The organism is Caulobacter sp. GW821-FHT11E11 (assembly GCF_058808315.1).
Genome location: NZ_JBXARO010000004.1, coordinates 570850 through 585618, shown reverse-complemented (window position 1 = coordinate 585618; position 14769 = coordinate 570850). Strand labels below are relative to the sequence as shown.

Genomic DNA, 14769 nt, shown 5'->3' with positions numbered 1-14769 from the left:
GGTCCCCATCTTACTTCACGGGCTTGGCGTCCGCGTCGATCACCTTCAGGTCCAGCCCCAGGCCCTTCAGCTTCGGCTCCACCAGCGAGCGGTCGCCGACCACCACCCAGATCAGCTCGTCCGGCTTGATGGCCTTGCGCGCCGCCGCCGTGGCGGTGTCGATCGACACTGCCCGGACGTCGGTCGGATAGTTGTCGGGATAGCTGTCCGGCAGGTTGAAATTGACCAGGTCCGAGATCGTACCCGAGACGCCCCAGCCGGTTTCCCAGTTGCCGGGCAGCGACAGGGTCAGGCTGTTCTGGGCCTTGGCCAGTTCGGCGGCGGTGATCGGCTTGTCGCCGATGATGGCGGTCAGTTCCTTGCGCGCCTCGGTGAACGACTCGGCGGTCTTGTCGGTCTGCACGGGGGCGAAGGCGACGAACATCCGGGTGCCGCGCGCGCCGCGGACGAAGCTGCCGGCGCCATAGGACCAGTGCTTGTCCTCGCGCAGGTTCATGTTCAGGCGCGAGACGAAGTCGCCGCCGACCACGGCGTTGGTCACGTCGATGGCGGCCTCGTCGGCCGGGTCGCGCGGAGCCAGCAGGTTGCCGACCATGATCATCGACTGCTGCGCGCCGGGACGGTCGATCAGATAGACCGCGCCCTTCTTGGCTTGCGTGATCAGCGGGACCTTCTTCTGGGCCTGCGCGCCCGTCCAGCCGCCCAGCTGGGCCTCCAGCTTGGGCATGATCTGCGCCAAGGTGGTGTCGCCGACCACGATCAGGGTGGCGTCCTTGGGCTGCAGCCAGGCCTTCTGGAAGGCGACCAGGTCGTCGCGGGTGATGGCGCTGACGGTGGCCTCGGTAGAGAGCAGGCCGTAGGCGCTGCCCTCGCCATAGGCCAGGACCGGCAGGACGCGCGAGGCCATGGCGTTGGGGTTCTGCTTGGCCTGCTGGATGCCGGCGATCGACAGCTTCTTGCGGCGGTCCAGGTCCTCCTGGGTGAAGGCCGGATTGCGCAGCACGTCGGCATAGATGGCCAGGGCCGGGTCGAGGGTCGTCGTTAGGGTGCTGAGCGTGAGCGACGCCGAGTCCAGACCGTTGGCGCTGCCGACCGAGGCGCCCAGCTGGGCCAGCTCGCGGCTGAGGGTCAGGTTGTCGCGATGGGCGGTGCCCTCGGTCATCATGCCGATGGCCAGGCTGGAGACGCCCGGCTTGGCGCCGCCCGCTTCGGCGGCTAGGCCGGCGTCGAACAGGGTGCTGAACAGGATTTGCGGGGTGTCGTGGCGCTCGGCGACGATGACCTTCAGGCCGTTCGACAGCGTGCCGCGCTGCAGCTTGGCGAAGGCGGGGGCCTTGAGCGCGCCGACCTCGGGCATGGTCTTGCGGTCGGCGCCGGTCGGGGCCGCCTGGTAGTTGGGGAAGGGCGTGACGGTCAGGGTGAAGTCGCCGTCGGTCAGCCACTTGCGGCCGGCGGCCGTGAGGTCGGCGGCCTTGGCGTTGCGGATGCGCTCGACGCTCTCCTTGTAGGCGCCGGCGTCACCGAGGAAGACCTGGTTCTGGGCCAGGATGTCGGACTTGCCGCCGAAGCCGCCGATCCGCTCGGCCCCGCGCACGAGGTCGGCCAGCTGGTTGGTGCGGACCTTGGCGACTTCCTCGGGCGTGGGCCCGTCGCGCAGCAGGCGCTGGAATTCCTCGTCGAAGGCCTTTTCGACGGCGGCCGCGTCGCCGCCCGGCTTGACCATGATGCTGACCATGAACCAGCCGCCGATCTCGCTGGGATAGGCGCTGGCCCCGACCTGGGTGGCGGTCTGGTCGGTGAACACCAGGCGCTTGTAGAAACGCGAGGTCTTGTCCGAGACCATCACGTCGCTGAGCAGGCTCAGATAGTCGACATCGGCCGCGCCGAAGCCGGGGATGTTCCAGACCTTGTAGATCCGCGATTGCGGCACGCGGTCCTGCATTTCGGCCCGCTGCGAGCCGGTGCGCTTGGCGACCCACGCCTTCTGGCGAGCGACGGGCGGACCCGAGGGGATGTCGCCGAAGTACTTCTCGGCCTTGGCTTTCGCCTCGGCGAGCGTGATGTCGCCGGCCAGGACGATGGTGGCGTTGGCCGGGCCGTAATAGGTCTTGAACCAGGTCTTCACGTCGTCCAGCGAGGCGGCGTCCAGATCCTCCATCGAGCCGATCACCGTGTGACCGTAGGGATGGTCGCGGTGGTAGGTGCTCTCGGTGATGACGTTCCAGACCTTGCCGTAGGGCTGGTTCTCGCCCTGACGCTTCTCGTTCTGGACGACGCCGCGCTGCTCATCCAGGCGGGCCTTGTCGACCGCGCCCAGCAGCCAGCCCATGCGGTCGCTCTCCAGCCACAGCACCTGGTCGAGGGCCGCCGTCGGGACGTTCTCGAAATAGTTGGTGCGGTCCTGGTTGGTGGTGCCGTTCATGTCGGTGGCCCCGACCTTCTCCAGCGCCTTGAACCAGTCCTCGTTGTAGTGCTCCGAGCCGTTGAACATCAGGTGCTCGAACAGGTGGGCAAAGCCGGTCTTGCCGACGGGCTCGTTCTTGGAGCCGACGTGGTACCAGACGTTCACGGCCACGATCGGGGCCTTGTGGTCCTCGTGGACGATCACCGTCAGGCCGTTGGCCAGCTTGAAGGTGGTGTGGGGGATGTCGACCGAGGGCAGGTTCACGGCCATCGCGCCGGTGACCTTCTGGGCCGGCTTGGCGGGCGCAGCGGCCAGGGCGGGCGCGCCGGCCAGCAGGGCGACGACGGCGACGGAAGCAAGCAAGGTCTTCATGACGATCCCAGGTAAAGGAGCCGCTCCCCGACGAGCGTGGCTTTGACCTTAGGTTGCGTTCTGGCGCGAGGACAAGCCCAAGCTTGAAAGGCGTTTGACTCTTCCCCGGCGGCGCCCGGTAGGGTCGCCTAAGGATCACCAAGGGGAGACCGCCATGGCCGTGTTCACCGTCCTCTATCCCGCCGTCGACGGGGCGAAGTTCGATCTCGACTACTACGAGGCGACCCACATTCCGCTGGTCAAGGACGCCTTCGCGGCCACGGGGCTGGAGAGCGTGCAGGTGCTCAAGGGCCTGGCCGGCGGGGGCGGTGGTTCCGCGCCCTATCTGGTGATCGTCAACCTGACCTTCCGCGACGCGGCGGCGCTGCAGGCGTCTCTGACCGGACCGCGCGGGCCGGAGGTGATGGCCGACGTCGCCAACTTCACCGACATCCAGCCGATCGCCCAGGTCAGCGAGGCGCGCTAGCCCAGGATCGCGGCCAGGGCGTCGACCACGCGCTCGACGTCGCCGTCGGTCATGGCCGGATACAGCGGCAGGGTCAGGCAGCGCTTGTACCAGGCGTCCGCGCCGGGCAGATCCGCAAGGCCCTGGCGGTTCACATAGTAGGGCTGGCGGTGCACCGGGATGTAGTGGACCTGGGTGCCGATCCCCTGGCTCTTGAGGCTGTCGACCACGGTGCGGCGCGACAGGCCCTCGGCCTCGAAGTCGATCAGCACGGTCAGCAGGTGCAAGGCCGGATCCGAATGGGCCGGGCTCGACGCCAGCCGCACGCGCGGCGCGCGCTGGGCCAGCAGCTGGGCGTACAGCGCCGTCAGCTGGCGGCGGCGGGCGACGAAGCGATCCAGCTTGGCCAGCTGCGACAGGCCCAGCGCGCACAGCACGTCGGGGATGCGATAGTTGAAGCCGAGCTCGGGCATCTCGTACCACCACGGATCGCCGCCCGGCTGGCGAACCATGCCGTGCGAGCGCAGCAGGCGGGCCTTGGCGGCCAGCGCGGCGTCATTGGTGGTCAGCATGCCGCCTTCGCCGGTGGCCAGGGTCTTGACCGGATGGAACGAGAAGCTGGCGAAGGCCGAATAGGCGCCGTCGCCGACGGGGTGGGCCTTGCCGCCGAAGGCGCCGATCGAGCCCAGCGCATGCGGCGCGTCCTCGACCAGCACCGCGCCGGACGCCGAGGCCATGGCCTTCAGCGCCGGCAGGTCGCAGACGTCGCCGCGCAGGTGCACCGGCAGCACCGCCTTGACCCGCTTGCCCTTGATGCCGTTCAGCGCCTTGCCCAGGGTGTCGGGGGTCATCAGGCCGCTGTCGGGATCGACATCGGCGAACACCACCTCGGCCCCGACGTAGCGGGCGCAGTTGGCGGTGGCCAGGAAGGTCACCGACGGCGCGACGCAGACGTCACCCTCGCGGACGCCCAGGGCCATCATCGCCAGGTGCAGGGTCGCCGTGCCGTTCGAGACGGCGATGGCGTGCTGCGCTCCGACCTTGGCGGCGAAGGCGGTTTCGAACGCCTCGACCGTCGGGCCAGTGGTCAGGAAATCACCACGCAGCGCCTCGGCGACGGCGGCGATGTCGTCGTCCTCGATCGTCTGGCGACCGTAGGGGAGGAAGCCGCTCATCGCGCGGCCTTCTCCTCCAGCATAGCCAAGAGGCCTTCGGGGCTCAGCCAGTCGTGGTTGTTGTCGCTGCTGTACGAGAAGTCTTCGGCGACCGGCTTGGCGCCATCGGCGGCCGCGTAGGGCGTGCGGCCGAACTCGGCGAAGTTGGGCTCGATGGCGAAGCGGTCCTCGAACTCGACGGTCGAGCGCGAGTCGTCGGCGCTGATCATGATCTCGTGCAGCTTCTCGCCGGGACGGATGCCGACGACCTTCATGCCGACGTCCGGCGACATGGCCTTGACCAGGTCCGGCATCGACATCGACGGGATCTTCGGCACGAAGATCTCGCCGCCGCGCATCATGGTCAGGGACGACAGCACGAAGTCGACGCCCTCGTTCAGGGTGATCCAGAAGCGGGTCATGCGCGGGTCGGTGACCGGCAGCTCGGTCGCGCCCTGGCTCAGCAGGCGGCGATAGAGCGGCACCACGCTGCCGCGCGAGCCGACCACATTGCCGTAGCGCACGACGCAGAACCGCGTGCCGATGTCGCCCGACAGGTTGTTGGCCGCCACGAAGGTCTTGTCCGAGGCCAGCTTGGTCGCGCCATAGAGGTTGGTCGGGTTGCAGGCCTTGTCGGTCGACAGGGCCACGACCTGCTTCACGCCGTTGTTGAGGCTGGCCCAGACCACGTTCTCGGCGCCCATGATGTTGGTGTGGATGCACTCGGACGGATTATATTCCGCCGCCGGCACCTGCTTCAGGGCTGCGGCGTGGATGACGATGTCGACGCCGCGCAGGGCCAGGGTCAGGCGCTCGCGGTCACGCACGTCGCCGAGGAAGAACCGCAGCTTGGCGACCGTCGCCTCGTCGAACTGCTCGCGCATCTCGAGCTGCATGTCGCTCTGCTTCAATTCGTCGCGCGAATAGATGATGACCTTTCGCGGGGCGTAGCGGCGCAGCACGGTTTCGATGAATCGCCGGCCGAAAGAGCCTGTCCCGCCGGTGACCAGGATCACCTTGCCGTCCAGATCGAGCGATTTGGGAGAAAAACGGCCCAAGTTCAGCCTCCTGCGACGTTCGCGGCGCTTCCGAGCGTCGCTACGAATCGTGGTTAACGCCCCTTGATGCGCTTGCAGATGTAAAGAGGACGTCAACCACGTTGCGGTAGCAAGGCGTCATGCGCCGTCGCCACATCCTTGCCTCGCTCCTTCTGGTCGCCGCCACGGGCGCGACTCCCGCCCTCGCGAATGAGGGCAAGAAGGAAGAAAAGCCCGTCACCTATTTCGCCCTGGACCCGATCAACGCGATCGTCCTGCGCCGCGATGGTCGCCGGGGCGTGATGACCGTGGAGACGGGTCTCGAGGTCAAGGATCCGGAGCTGATGAAGCGGGCCCAGGCCTCGACCCCGCGCCTGCGGGCCGCCTTCGCCCAGGCGCTGATGATCTATTGCGCCGGCCTGCGTGGCGGCGTGGCCCCCGACATCGACTATGTCGCCCGCGAACTGCAGAAAGCCGCCGACCAGGTGCTGGGCAAGCCCGGCTCCAAGGTCATGCTCGGCTCGGCGATGCTCAGCTAGTTTTGGATTTCCTGCGGGCCCTGAAGAACCCGCGCAACAGGTCCGCGCTCTCCTCGGCCAGCACGCCGCCGGTGACCTCCGGCCGCCAGTGGCAGGTCGGTTGGGCGAAGAACTTCGGGCCGTGCACGACCGCGCCGCCCTTGGGGTCCTCGGCCCCGAACACCACCCGCCCGATCCGCGCATGGCTGATCGCGCCGGCGCACATGGCGCAGGGCTCGAGGGTCACGACCAGGGTGAGGTCGGTCAGGCGGTAGTTTTCCAGCTTGGCGGCCGCCGCCCGCATGACCGCGATCTCGGCATGGGCCGTGGGGTCGTGGGCGGCGATCGGGCCGTTGCCGGCCCTGGCGATGACCTCGCCGGTCCTGGGATCCAGGATCACCGCGCCGACCGGCGTCTCGCCCGCGTCGGCGGCCGCGCGGGCGGCGTCGAGCGCCAGCCGCATCATGGCGTGGTCTTGATCCTCGTCCTGATCAGTGCGCATTACCAAGAAAAGCCCATCGAGAGATGCGCCCAGCCCGAGAAGGACGCCGAAAATGACCAAGCCACACGATCCCCTGTACGAGCCTCACCTCGAGGGTCAAGACGGCGAGCTTGATGGCGGCCCCGGCGAACGTGTCGCCAAGGCCCTGGCGCGGGCCGGCGTAGCCTCGCGGCGCGAGGTCGAGCGGCTGATCGAGGCCGGTCGCGTGGCGATCAACGGCAAGGTGCTGACCACCCCGGCGATCAAGGTCCAGCCCGGCGATTTCCTGACCGTCGACGGCCAGCTGGTGGCCGAGCGCGAGCCGACCCGGATCTTCCGCTATCACAAGCCCACCGGGCTGATGACCACCCACAACGATCCCAAGGGCCGGCCGACGGTGTTCGGCTCGCTGCCCAAGGACCTGCCGCGCCTGATCTCGGTCGGACGCCTGGACTTGAACTCTGAAGGCCTGCTGCTGCTGACCAATGACGGCGAGCTGTCGCGCGCCCTGGAGACGCCCAGCAACGCCTGGGTGCGCCGTTATCGCGCCCGCGCCTTCGGCGACACCACCCAGGCCAAGCTGGACAAGCTGAAGGACGGGATCACCGTCGAGGGCGTCACCTACGGCGCCATCGAGGCCAAGATCGACAAGGCCCACGACAAGGCCGGCGGCGGCAAGAACATCTGGCTCACGGTCAGCCTGTCGGAAGGCAAGAACCGCGAAGTCCGCAAGGTGCTGGAAGCCCTGGGCCTGAAGGTCAACCGCCTGATCCGCATGTCCTATGGCCCGTTCTCGCTGGGTCCGCTGGAAGCCGGCCAGATCGAGGAGGTCGGCCCCCGGGTGATCCGCGAGCTGATGGAAGGCATCGTCTCCGAAGAGAACATGCCGACCGGCGATCGCCCCAAGTTCGGCGGCATCGCGGCGGCCGTGAAGGCCCCCGGCACGCCCGGCGGCGGTGATCTGCAGCGTCGGGGCGCGCCGCGCGCCGACCGCGCGGTGGTGATCGATGCGCCCGAGAAGTCCGAGAAGCCGGTCTACAAGGCCGGCTGGGCCAAGCCGAAGAAGAAGGTTTCGCCCCACGCCCCGGCCAAGGGCGCCAGCAAGGGCATCGCCCCGCCCAAGGCCAAGCGCGCGCCCAAGTCGATCGAGAGCAAGTTCATCGACATCGGCAAACCCGCCGCGCGGGGCAAGCCGGCGGTAGCCCGTCCGGGCGCCAAGCCCGCGGACGGCGCGGCGCGTCGGGTGTCGGAAAAGCCGGGGCGCGCGGCGCCGCGTTCTCCGGGCAAGCCGAGCGGTGGTGCGGGTCCGCGTGGACCTGCGCCGCGTGGCAATGTTCCGCGCGGTGGTCCTAAGCGATAAGCGCGCGAGCGCCCCCTCCGTCACGATGCGTATTCGCATCGCGCCACCTCCACCGTTTCACGGGTGAGGAGGATGCCGCTTCCTTCCTGCCCCACTTGCGGGGGAGGTGGATCGGCGCGGATACGCGACGAGACGGAGGGGGCGTTGCTGCGTCTAAGCCGCCGCCGTCCGCACGCCGGTCCAGCGACGCAGCGCCGGCCAGCGTACCGATAGTTCGGCCACGGCGATAAACCCCGCCAGCACCACCAGGGCGCTGGCGATCAGCCCGGCCTTGAACTCGTGCGGGGTGTCGGGGCGGGTGGTCATCGGCCGGATCAGCAGCAGGATGACGGCGTTGTTGGCCGCGTGGGCGCCGATGCCCAGCTCGATGCCGCCCAGGCGCAGGGCCATCCAGGTCAGGCCCGCGCCCATGGCCGCGCGCACCAGGAAGGCGTCGATATTGGGGTCCAGGTGGATGGCGGCGAACAGCAGGCCGTTCAGCACCATCAGCACGATCGGGTCACGGACATAGGCCGCGCTCTGCTTCAGCAGCCAGCCCCGGAAGACCAGCTCCTCGGCGGCGGCGGCCAGGATCAGCAGGCCCACGGCCATCAGGCCGTAAAGGCTGCGGCCGACCAGGTTCGGCGACACCTTCCACAGCGGCGGATCGATCGCCTCGCCGCCCAGGGCGGCGACCGTCACGACCGCGATCATCACGACGCCGACCAGAACGAGGCCGCCCAGCAGCAGGCGCCAGCGCACGGGCTCGCCGCAATTGACGTAGTCGGTGATCTTGCGGTGGTGGATGGCCCCGGCGGCGAACACGAAGCCGACCGCCGCGCCCAGGTTCACGCCAGCCAGGGTGGCCAGGATGAACAGCGATTGGCGCCCCGAGGGCTCGGCCAGGTTCGGATCGGAGAAGACGGCGAACAGCTCGCCGGCGGCCGGCGCGCCGTCCAGGCCGCTGATCACCAGCATCGAGATCAGCATGGCCACCGCGCCGCCCGCCAGGGCCGCCACGGCCCCGGCCAGCACGCCGATCGGCACGGCAAAGGCAGTGCGCCACGGGTCGCGGTCATAGGGCGACAGGTCGGCCAGGAAGCGCGACTGCTTCACCGCCTCCATCAGCTCGCCCATGCGCATCGCCCGATCGCCTCTCTGGCTGTTCGCGGCGACTAAGAGGGAACGGCCGCGATCTTGTAAAGCGCGTGCTTGCCGCAGGGCCTTCGGGACGGCACACATCCCGTTACCGGTTGTAAGGGGACAGGCATGAGCGACGGCGTTTTGAGCAAAGGCGGGCACGACAGCACGCCCGGACACCTGCACCGGCTGGTGCTGTTCTCCGACGCCGTGTTCGCCATCGCCATCACCCTGCTGGCCATCGAGATCCATCCGCCGCACCACTGGCACGGCGTCGCCGACCTGTTTGGCCAGATGGGCGCCAAGCTCACCGCCTATGCCGTGTCGTTCGCGGTGGTCGGGGTGTGCTGGTTCAGTCACCGCCGGGTGTTCGCGCGCCTGGTCCGCGCCAACGGCGTGCTGGACTTCGTCAACTTCCTGGTGCTGGGCCTGATCGCCCTGCTGCCGCTGGCCACCGAGCTGCTGTGGGAGAGCCACGGCGGACAGGCCGTGCTGGTCTATGTCGCGCTGGTCGCCCTGATCGGCGTGGCCATGGGCGTGGTCTGGGCCTATGCGGCCTTCATCGGCAAGCTGACCGAGCCGATGCCGGCCGCCGAGGCGTGGTTCGTGCTGGTGCGGGTGGCGCTGCTGCCGGGCCTGATGTGCGGCCTGACCCTGTTCAGCCTGGTCTTCCCGTGGGGCTGGGGCCTGCTGGTCCTGCTGGTGGTCGGCCTGAATCTGGCCGGCCGTCGCCTCGCCCCCAAGCCCACGTCGGAAGCGGCCGCCTGATGCGCATCGTCTCGGGCCAGTATCGCGGCAAGGCCATCGCGACGCCGCCGGGCGGGGTGACCCGACCCACCTCCGACCGCGCCCGCCAGGCCGTGTTCAACATCCTGGAGCACGCCGCCTGGGCGCCGGAGCTGCACTGCGCGCGGGTCATCGACGTCTTCGCCGGCTCGGGCGCGCTGGGGCTGGAAGCCCTGTCGCGCGGGGCGGCCTTCTGCCTGTTCGTCGAGACCGATGACGCCGCGCGCGGGGCGATCCGCGAGAACATCGACGCCATGCACCTGTTCGGCGTCACCCGTGTACACCGCCGCGACGCCACCGACCTGGGCCCGCGTCCGGCGAGCGCCGGCGCGCCGTTCGACATCGCCTTCCTGGACCCGCCCTACAACAAGGGCCTGGGCGAGAAGGCCGTGGCCGAGATGAAGGCCCACGACTGGCTGGCCCCCGGCGCGATCGTGATGTTCGAGCGTGGCCGAGGCGAGGTCGATCCGGTGCTGGAAGGCTTCGAGCAAATCGACGCGCGCGACTACGGCGCCGCGCGCGTCCTGTTCTACAAGCTCACCACGCCCTAGTGCCCACCCGGTTGTCGAGTTGGGCGCGCAGATGGCCGAGCCCCAGCCGGGTGATCCGGTAGGGCCCGCCGTCCTGGCTGGCGATCAGCCGCTTGCGCTTCAGCGACTGGAAGACCCCGACCGAGCAGTCGGTCAGCGCCCAGCCGTCGCGGGTGATGCAGTCGGCCGCGATGATCTTGCCGTTGTCGTCGCGTTCGAGTTCGATCCGGCCGCCTTGGGCCAGAGCATGCAGCGTCCGTTGCTGCGGTTTGGAGATGTTCAAGGGATTGTCCGAGAGATCGAGGCGTACGATCGCGTATCCCCGGGTCTCTTCGAGACCCTACTTTTCTCAAAGTCTGGGCGTGACTAGTCACGCCCAGGGCGGAACACGCGGGCGGAGCGAGCCTAAATCGACTTTCGAACCGAGGTTCGGAGCCTGTTAGGCCCGGACCTCACGCACAATCTCGGACATGAACCACACTAGAAGAGTTGGTGGCGGGAAGATGGGGCAGGACGCGGCGAAGCTCAAGCCCGCCGCGTCCTGATCAGCTCAGGGCGCCTTGCTGACGCTGTTGTCGATGCCGGTGACGCTGACCTTGGGCGGCTTGGCCGAGCGCCAGCGGACGGTCTGGTCCGTGCCGGTCACCGAAACGGTCGCGCCTGGCGCGAGATCAATGGTCACCTTGTTGCCCGTGCCCGTCAGGGTCAGGCCCGCGCAGGCGCCCTTGAAGGTCAGGTCGTGGTCCGTGCCCTCGACGATCGCGGCGCGGCCGTCGCACTCGATCGTGCGCGTCTGGTCGATGCCGGTGACGCGAACGGCGTCGGGTGCGCCGGCCAAGCCGGTCACGAGCGCGAGCAGGGAAATGAAGGCCATGATGCATCGATCCTTACGATTGGGTCGTGCGCGAGCGCCAAGCTCGGCCCCGCCTAAACACGTCAGGCGCTCAAAAGCTCCACCTTAGGTGGCTACTTCTTCACCTTGGCCGGGGTCGTCTGGGTCACCTTGACCGGCGCGCCCTGCTGGCGGGCCTCGCTGACCAGGCCGGCGCAGTCGGCGTCCTTGGCCTCGCCGGTGGTGACGAAGGGCAGCAGCGCCGCCAGCGGGTTGACGAGCGAGCCCAGGGCCGCGGCGATGCCGCCCTGGCCGACCGCCTTGCTGGCGTCCAGGCCCGGCTTGGGGGCCATGATCGGACCCTTGATGGTGATCGGGATGAACAGCCGCACCAGGCGCGGCTTCTTGCTGTCGCCTTCGATGCGGAAGTCCATGCGCTCGGTGCGCAGGTCCACCGTGCCCCGGCCGCGCGCCAACACCACGCCGGTATCGGCCACGAGGGTGTTGGTGGTCATGACGCCGTTCTTGACGTCGAAGTCGGCGACGGCGCAGCGCACCGGCGTCTCCTTGTCGCTTTTGGACAGCAGCAGGATCAGGCCCTTGGAGGCGTTGACGCCCAGGAGCTCGGCGAAGGCCTGGCGGATCTGGCCGCGCGGGGCGACCAGGGTCACCGAACCATCGGCCGAAGAGGCCGCGCGGTGGACGCTGTTGCCGGTGCCGGTCAGCTTGGCGCGGGCCATGACCGCGCCCTCGATGGCCGGCTTGCCGTCGGCCTTGAACGGGATGAAGTCCTCGAGGCGGGCGTTCAGCAGGCGCACGTCGATGTCGGTCTTGGGCACGGCCGGGCGGGCGTCCAGGCGGACCTTCCCCTTCAGATCGCCGCGCGAGAAGGTGAAGGCGATCGGGTCCATGGTCAGCACGCCCTTGTCCAGCGTCATGTCCAGGCTGACCTTGCGCAGGGGCAGGTTCGGGGCGTTCACGGTGTCGGCGCGATAGGTGACCTTGGCGTCCATGGCGCGGACGCGGTCGACCTGCAAGGTGGCGTCGGGCAGCAGGCGCTGGACGGTGTCGCGCTGGGCGGCCTCGACCTTCTGGCCGGCCGAGGCGGTCTCGCCGCGACCCGTGGCTGGGGCGGCGCCGAACAGGCTGCCCAGGTCGTCGAAGTCCAGGCGACGCGAGCGCAGCTGCGCTTCCAGATAGGGTCGCTCGCGCCCGGTCAGCACGAAGAGGTCGCCGCGGATGTCGCTGTCGCCGATCCGACCCGACAGCTTTTCGAAGTCGTAGCGGTCGCCCTTGCGCACCAGGTGGCCGGCGATCTTGTAGGGCGGGGTGTTGGGCAGGGTCAGGCCGGTCAGGTCGTGCAGCCGGTTCAGGTCGGCGCCGGCGATGCTGAGCTGGGTCTCGAAACGACCCAGGTCGAACGGCTTCGTCACGTTGCCCTCGGCCGTGATGCGGGTCGAGCCGGCGCGGATGTCGGCGTCGAACGGATAGGGCCGGCTGGGCGAGATGTTCAGCAGCGGGCCGCCGGTGACCTGGGCCACGAAGGCGGAGTTGTTCAGGCTGCCCTTGCCCTCCAGCACGAACCGGCCGCCCTTTTCGCCGGCGCGTTCCTGGGCGTTGACGGTGCCGACGAACAGCGCGCCGCGGCTGCGGTCGTCGACGCGCAGCTTGCCTTCGTTGATCACGAAGCGCTGGATGGCCGGCAGCTTCAGCGGTTTGTCGCTCTTGGCCGCGCCGAAGGTCCAGTTGGCCCGGCCGTCCTTGTCGCGCAGCAGGCGCACGTCGGCCTTGTCGATGGCCAGGAACGGCAGGATCACGTCGCCCTTCAGCAGCGGCAGGATCTTGATCTGCACGGCCAAGCGCTGGACCTGGGCCATCTGGCCCGCGTCCTTGTCGACCGACTTGGCCCAGGCCGGTTGGCCGATGCGCAGGTTATAGGCCTCGGCCTTGGGCGAGAACGACCAGGGATGGACCCGCAGGTCGCCGGCGATCACCACCTCGCGCTGCAACTGCACAGAGGCGTAGCGGCCGATCGGACCGCGCAGCCAGTTCCAGTCGAAGATCACCAGGAAGATGATGATCGCGGCCAGCAGAGTCAGGGCCGCACCGATGCCGATGCGCGCGCGTCGAGACAGGCCTCGGAACGGGTTCCGGGGCGGCTTGGGCGCGGGCATGGCGTCGACGGTGGACAGGATCGTAGCTCCGGTTGAACCCACACAACGCGTGGAGCCGGTGATCCTGTTCCAATTTGACCCGAAAGGTTCGGTCTTTAGTAGACCAAACCGATACTGCTCACCGCGGCGGCCGCCACGATGAAGACGGCAATGGCCACGAGTTCATAGACCTTGAAAAGCGGTCGGCTCGGCGTACGCATGATAAAAATTCCCCCGTCCCATTTTGGCGCAAGTCGACGCTCTCGGCGCAAGGGCGGCGCCACCCGCTTTGGGTTAGGGCGTCTTTCCGGGCCAGATCAGATAACCGGCCTCGTCGCGCCCGGCGGCGACGTAACCGTACGCATAAGGCGGCGGATAGCTTACGGCGGGGCCCCCACGGCCCTGTTCGTAACCATCGCTGTATGCGCGAGCGTGTTGGTAGTCATACTGGCTGACCTGACGGTCGTGACGGCGCTCGCCATAGCGATCGCCGTCGTAACGGCCGTAGGGCGCGTCATAGCCGCCGCGTGTCTCGATTTCGAGACGGCGGTTGCCGTAACCCCATTGATCGTGATCGGACCAGCCTTGCTGGGCGTCGCACTCGACGCGGTCCCAGCGATAGGCGCCGCCCGGGCCGGTCACCCGGCGCACGACGCAGTCGCCCGGTCCCGAGTTCGGCGGCAGCAGCTCCGAATCCAGCGGCAGGCCCACGCCCCGATGCGACTGGGCCATCGCCGGCGCGGCGAGGCTGGCCAGGGTCAGAACCAGGACGGGAACGAGGCGGAACGCGATCATGGAGGTTAACAAAACATTTTCGCCGCGACCGTGAATGCGGTTTCACCCAACGCGCGAGCGTGGCCTTGCACCTAAGCGGCGCTTCCCCTCTGCGGTCGTTGCGGCTAGCGTGGATCAAACAAGTGTTTGAGGGGCGGCCATGGCGATCGAGGCGGTGATCTGGGATTTCGGCGGCGTGTTCACGACCTCGCCGTTCGAGGCCTTCCGCCGCTATGAGATCGAACGCGGCCTGCCCGAGAACTTCATCCGCACGGTCAACGCCACGGACGGCGACGTGAACGCCTGGGCGAAATTCGAGCGGGCCGAGATCGACGCCGCCGCCTTCGACGGACTGTTCCTGGAGGAGGCCACGCGCCTGGGCCATGCCGTGCGCGGCGCCGAGGTTCTGCCGCTGCTCTATGGCGACCTGCGGCCCCGGGTGCTGGACGCGCTGAAGACCTGCAAGGCCCGGTTCAAGGTGGGCTGCATCACCAACAACGTCCCCACCGGCCACGGTCCCGGCATGGCCCAGAGCGCCGACAAGGCCTTGGCGGTCGGCGAGATCATGGCCCTGTTCGACGCGGTGATCGAAAGCTCCAAGGCCGGGGTGCGCAAGCCCGATCCGCGCATCTACCAGATGATGTGTGAGCGCCTGGACGTCGCGCCGGAGAACTGCGTCTACCTCGACGACCTGGGCATCAACTGCAAGCCGGCGGCGGCCCTGGGCATGACGGCCATCAAGGTCTCGACCGAGGATCAGTTGCTGAGTGACCTTGCCGAAGCGACCGGATTGTCGTTCTGAGG

Annotated in this window: 16 protein-coding genes and 1 pseudogene; 6 read left to right on the top strand and 11 right to left on the bottom strand. The window is 68.5% G+C overall.

Going from position 1 to position 14769, the window contains the following annotated elements; all coding sequences use genetic code 11:
• Window positions 1–10 precede the first annotated feature (10 nt).
• Window positions 11–2776, bottom strand: a complete 2766-nt coding sequence (locus tag AC1RR5_RS13105) for a M16 family metallopeptidase (protein ID WP_492922071.1) — start codon at window positions 2774–2776, stop codon at window positions 11–13.
• A 154-nt stretch (window positions 2777–2930) separates the two neighbouring features.
• On the opposite strand from AC1RR5_RS13105, the gene AC1RR5_RS13100 reads away from it, so the two are divergent.
• Window positions 2931–3242: an EthD family reductase gene (locus AC1RR5_RS13100; protein ID WP_492922070.1), complete on the top strand. Its 312-nt coding sequence runs from the start codon at window positions 2931–2933 to the stop codon at window positions 3240–3242.
• Here the strand turns inward: AC1RR5_RS13100 and pseC are convergent.
• Window positions 3239–4396: a UDP-4-amino-4,6-dideoxy-N-acetyl-beta-L-altrosamine transaminase gene (gene pseC / locus AC1RR5_RS13095; protein ID WP_492922069.1), complete on the bottom strand. Its 1158-nt coding sequence runs from the start codon at window positions 4394–4396 to the stop codon at window positions 3239–3241. The two genes, AC1RR5_RS13100 and pseC, sit on opposite strands and share 4 nt — an antisense overlap.
• Window positions 4393–5433, bottom strand: coding sequence for a UDP-N-acetylglucosamine 4,6-dehydratase (inverting) (gene pseB, locus AC1RR5_RS13090; RefSeq protein ID WP_492922068.1), 1041 nt, complete (start codon window positions 5431–5433; stop codon window positions 4393–4395). The genes pseC and pseB overlap by 4 nt, the downstream gene beginning before the upstream one ends.
• A 119-nt stretch (window positions 5434–5552) precedes the next feature.
• Here pseB and AC1RR5_RS13085 point away from each other — a divergent pair, with 119 nt between their 5' ends.
• Window positions 5553–5951: a flagellar basal body-associated FliL family protein gene (locus AC1RR5_RS13085; RefSeq protein WP_492922067.1), complete on the top strand. Its 399-nt coding sequence runs from the start codon at window positions 5553–5555 to the stop codon at window positions 5949–5951.
• On the opposite strand, the gene tadA is transcribed toward AC1RR5_RS13085, so the two are convergent.
• Complete coding sequence (gene tadA, locus AC1RR5_RS13080; RefSeq protein ID WP_492922066.1) at window positions 5944–6432, bottom strand: tRNA adenosine(34) deaminase TadA; 489 nt, start codon at window positions 6430–6432, stop codon at window positions 5944–5946. The genes AC1RR5_RS13085 and tadA overlap by 8 nt on opposite strands.
• A gap of 52 nt (window positions 6433–6484) precedes the next feature.
• On the opposite strand from tadA, the gene AC1RR5_RS13075 reads away from it, so the two are divergent.
• Window positions 6485–7771 (top strand): pseudouridine synthase, encoded by a 1287-nt coding sequence (locus AC1RR5_RS13075; RefSeq protein ID WP_492922065.1) that lies wholly within the window; start codon window positions 6485–6487, stop codon window positions 7769–7771.
• Between the two features lie 20 nt (window positions 7772–7791).
• Here AC1RR5_RS13075 and AC1RR5_RS13070 read toward each other — a convergent pair.
• Window positions 7792–7923 (bottom strand): annotated as a pseudogene (locus AC1RR5_RS13070) (hypothetical protein); the annotation flags it as partial.
• 1 nt (window position 7924) lies between these two features.
• Window positions 7925–8887, bottom strand: coding sequence for a CPBP family intramembrane glutamic endopeptidase (locus AC1RR5_RS13065; protein ID WP_492922064.1), 963 nt, complete (start codon window positions 8885–8887; stop codon window positions 7925–7927).
• A gap of 132 nt (window positions 8888–9019) precedes the next feature.
• On the opposite strand from AC1RR5_RS13065, the gene AC1RR5_RS13060 reads away from it, so the two are divergent.
• Together AC1RR5_RS13060 and rsmD are read left to right on the top strand one after the other, a co-directional pair.
• A complete protein-coding gene (locus AC1RR5_RS13060; RefSeq protein WP_492922063.1) occupies window positions 9020–9658 on the top strand; it encodes a TMEM175 family protein in 639 nt (212 codons plus the stop codon).
• On the top strand, window positions 9658–10227 hold the full coding sequence (gene rsmD / locus AC1RR5_RS13055) for a 16S rRNA (guanine(966)-N(2))-methyltransferase RsmD (protein ID WP_492922062.1): 570 nt from the start codon (window positions 9658–9660) through the stop codon (window positions 10225–10227). The genes AC1RR5_RS13060 and rsmD overlap by 1 nt, the downstream gene beginning before the upstream one ends.
• On the opposite strand, the gene AC1RR5_RS13050 is transcribed toward rsmD, so the two are convergent.
• From AC1RR5_RS13050 to AC1RR5_RS13030, 5 genes are all read right to left on the bottom strand, one after another.
• Window positions 10214–10489, bottom strand: a complete 276-nt coding sequence (locus AC1RR5_RS13050) for a YjhX family toxin (protein WP_492922061.1) — start codon at window positions 10487–10489, stop codon at window positions 10214–10216. The genes rsmD and AC1RR5_RS13050 overlap by 14 nt on opposite strands.
• Window positions 10490–10756: 267 nt before the next feature.
• Window positions 10757–11080 (bottom strand): DUF3060 domain-containing protein, encoded by a 324-nt coding sequence (locus tag AC1RR5_RS13045; protein WP_492922060.1) that lies wholly within the window; start codon window positions 11078–11080, stop codon window positions 10757–10759.
• Between the two features lie 92 nt (window positions 11081–11172).
• Complete coding sequence (locus tag AC1RR5_RS13040) at window positions 11173–13254, bottom strand: AsmA family protein (RefSeq protein WP_492922059.1); 2082 nt, start codon at window positions 13252–13254, stop codon at window positions 11173–11175.
• A gap of 53 nt (window positions 13255–13307) precedes the next feature.
• Window positions 13308–13412: a hypothetical protein gene (locus AC1RR5_RS13035; RefSeq protein ID WP_492922058.1), complete on the bottom strand. Its 105-nt coding sequence runs from the start codon at window positions 13410–13412 to the stop codon at window positions 13308–13310.
• Window positions 13413–13485: 73 nt separating this feature from the next.
• Window positions 13486–13986 carry a hypothetical protein gene (locus tag AC1RR5_RS13030; RefSeq protein WP_492922057.1) on the bottom strand — a complete coding sequence of 167 codons (501 nt, stop codon included), beginning with the start codon at window positions 13984–13986 and terminating at the stop codon, window positions 13486–13488.
• A gap of 139 nt (window positions 13987–14125) precedes the next feature.
• Between AC1RR5_RS13030 and AC1RR5_RS13025 the strand changes: the two genes are divergently transcribed.
• Window positions 14126–14767, top strand: a complete 642-nt coding sequence (locus AC1RR5_RS13025; protein WP_492922056.1) for an HAD-IA family hydrolase — start codon at window positions 14126–14128, stop codon at window positions 14765–14767.
• The last annotated feature ends 2 nt before the right edge of the window (window positions 14768–14769 follow it).

Excerpts from the sequence above, each read along its gene's own strand:
- AC1RR5_RS13105 (WP_492922071.1), bottom strand. The coding sequence starts at position 2,776 with ATGAAGACCTTGCTTGCTTCCGTCGCCGTCGTCGCCCTGCTGGCCGGC.
- AC1RR5_RS13100 (WP_492922070.1), top strand. The coding sequence starts at position 2,931 with ATGGCCGTGTTCACCGTCCTCTATCCCGCCGTCGACGGGGCGAAGTTC.
- pseC (WP_492922069.1), bottom strand. The coding sequence starts at position 4,396 with ATGAGCGGCTTCCTCCCCTACGGTCGCCAGACGATCGAGGACGACGAC.
- AC1RR5_RS13085 (WP_492922067.1), top strand. The coding sequence starts at position 5,553 with ATGCGCCGTCGCCACATCCTTGCCTCGCTCCTTCTGGTCGCCGCCACG.
- tadA (WP_492922066.1), bottom strand. The coding sequence starts at position 6,432 with ATGCGCACTGATCAGGACGAGGATCAAGACCACGCCATGATGCGGCTG.
- AC1RR5_RS13075 (WP_492922065.1), top strand. The coding sequence starts at position 6,485 with ATGACCAAGCCACACGATCCCCTGTACGAGCCTCACCTCGAGGGTCAA.
- AC1RR5_RS13065 (WP_492922064.1), bottom strand. The coding sequence starts at position 8,887 with ATGGGCGAGCTGATGGAGGCGGTGAAGCAGTCGCGCTTCCTGGCCGAC.
- AC1RR5_RS13060 (WP_492922063.1), top strand. The coding sequence starts at position 9,020 with ATGAGCGACGGCGTTTTGAGCAAAGGCGGGCACGACAGCACGCCCGGA.
- rsmD (WP_492922062.1), top strand. The coding sequence starts at position 9,658 with ATGCGCATCGTCTCGGGCCAGTATCGCGGCAAGGCCATCGCGACGCCG.
- AC1RR5_RS13045 (WP_492922060.1), bottom strand. The coding sequence starts at position 11,080 with ATGGCCTTCATTTCCCTGCTCGCGCTCGTGACCGGCTTGGCCGGCGCA.
- AC1RR5_RS13035 (WP_492922058.1), bottom strand. The coding sequence starts at position 13,412 with ATGCGTACGCCGAGCCGACCGCTTTTCAAGGTCTATGAACTCGTGGCC.
- AC1RR5_RS13030 (WP_492922057.1), bottom strand. The coding sequence starts at position 13,986 with ATGATCGCGTTCCGCCTCGTTCCCGTCCTGGTTCTGACCCTGGCCAGC.
- AC1RR5_RS13025 (WP_492922056.1), top strand. The coding sequence starts at position 14,126 with ATGGCGATCGAGGCGGTGATCTGGGATTTCGGCGGCGTGTTCACGACC.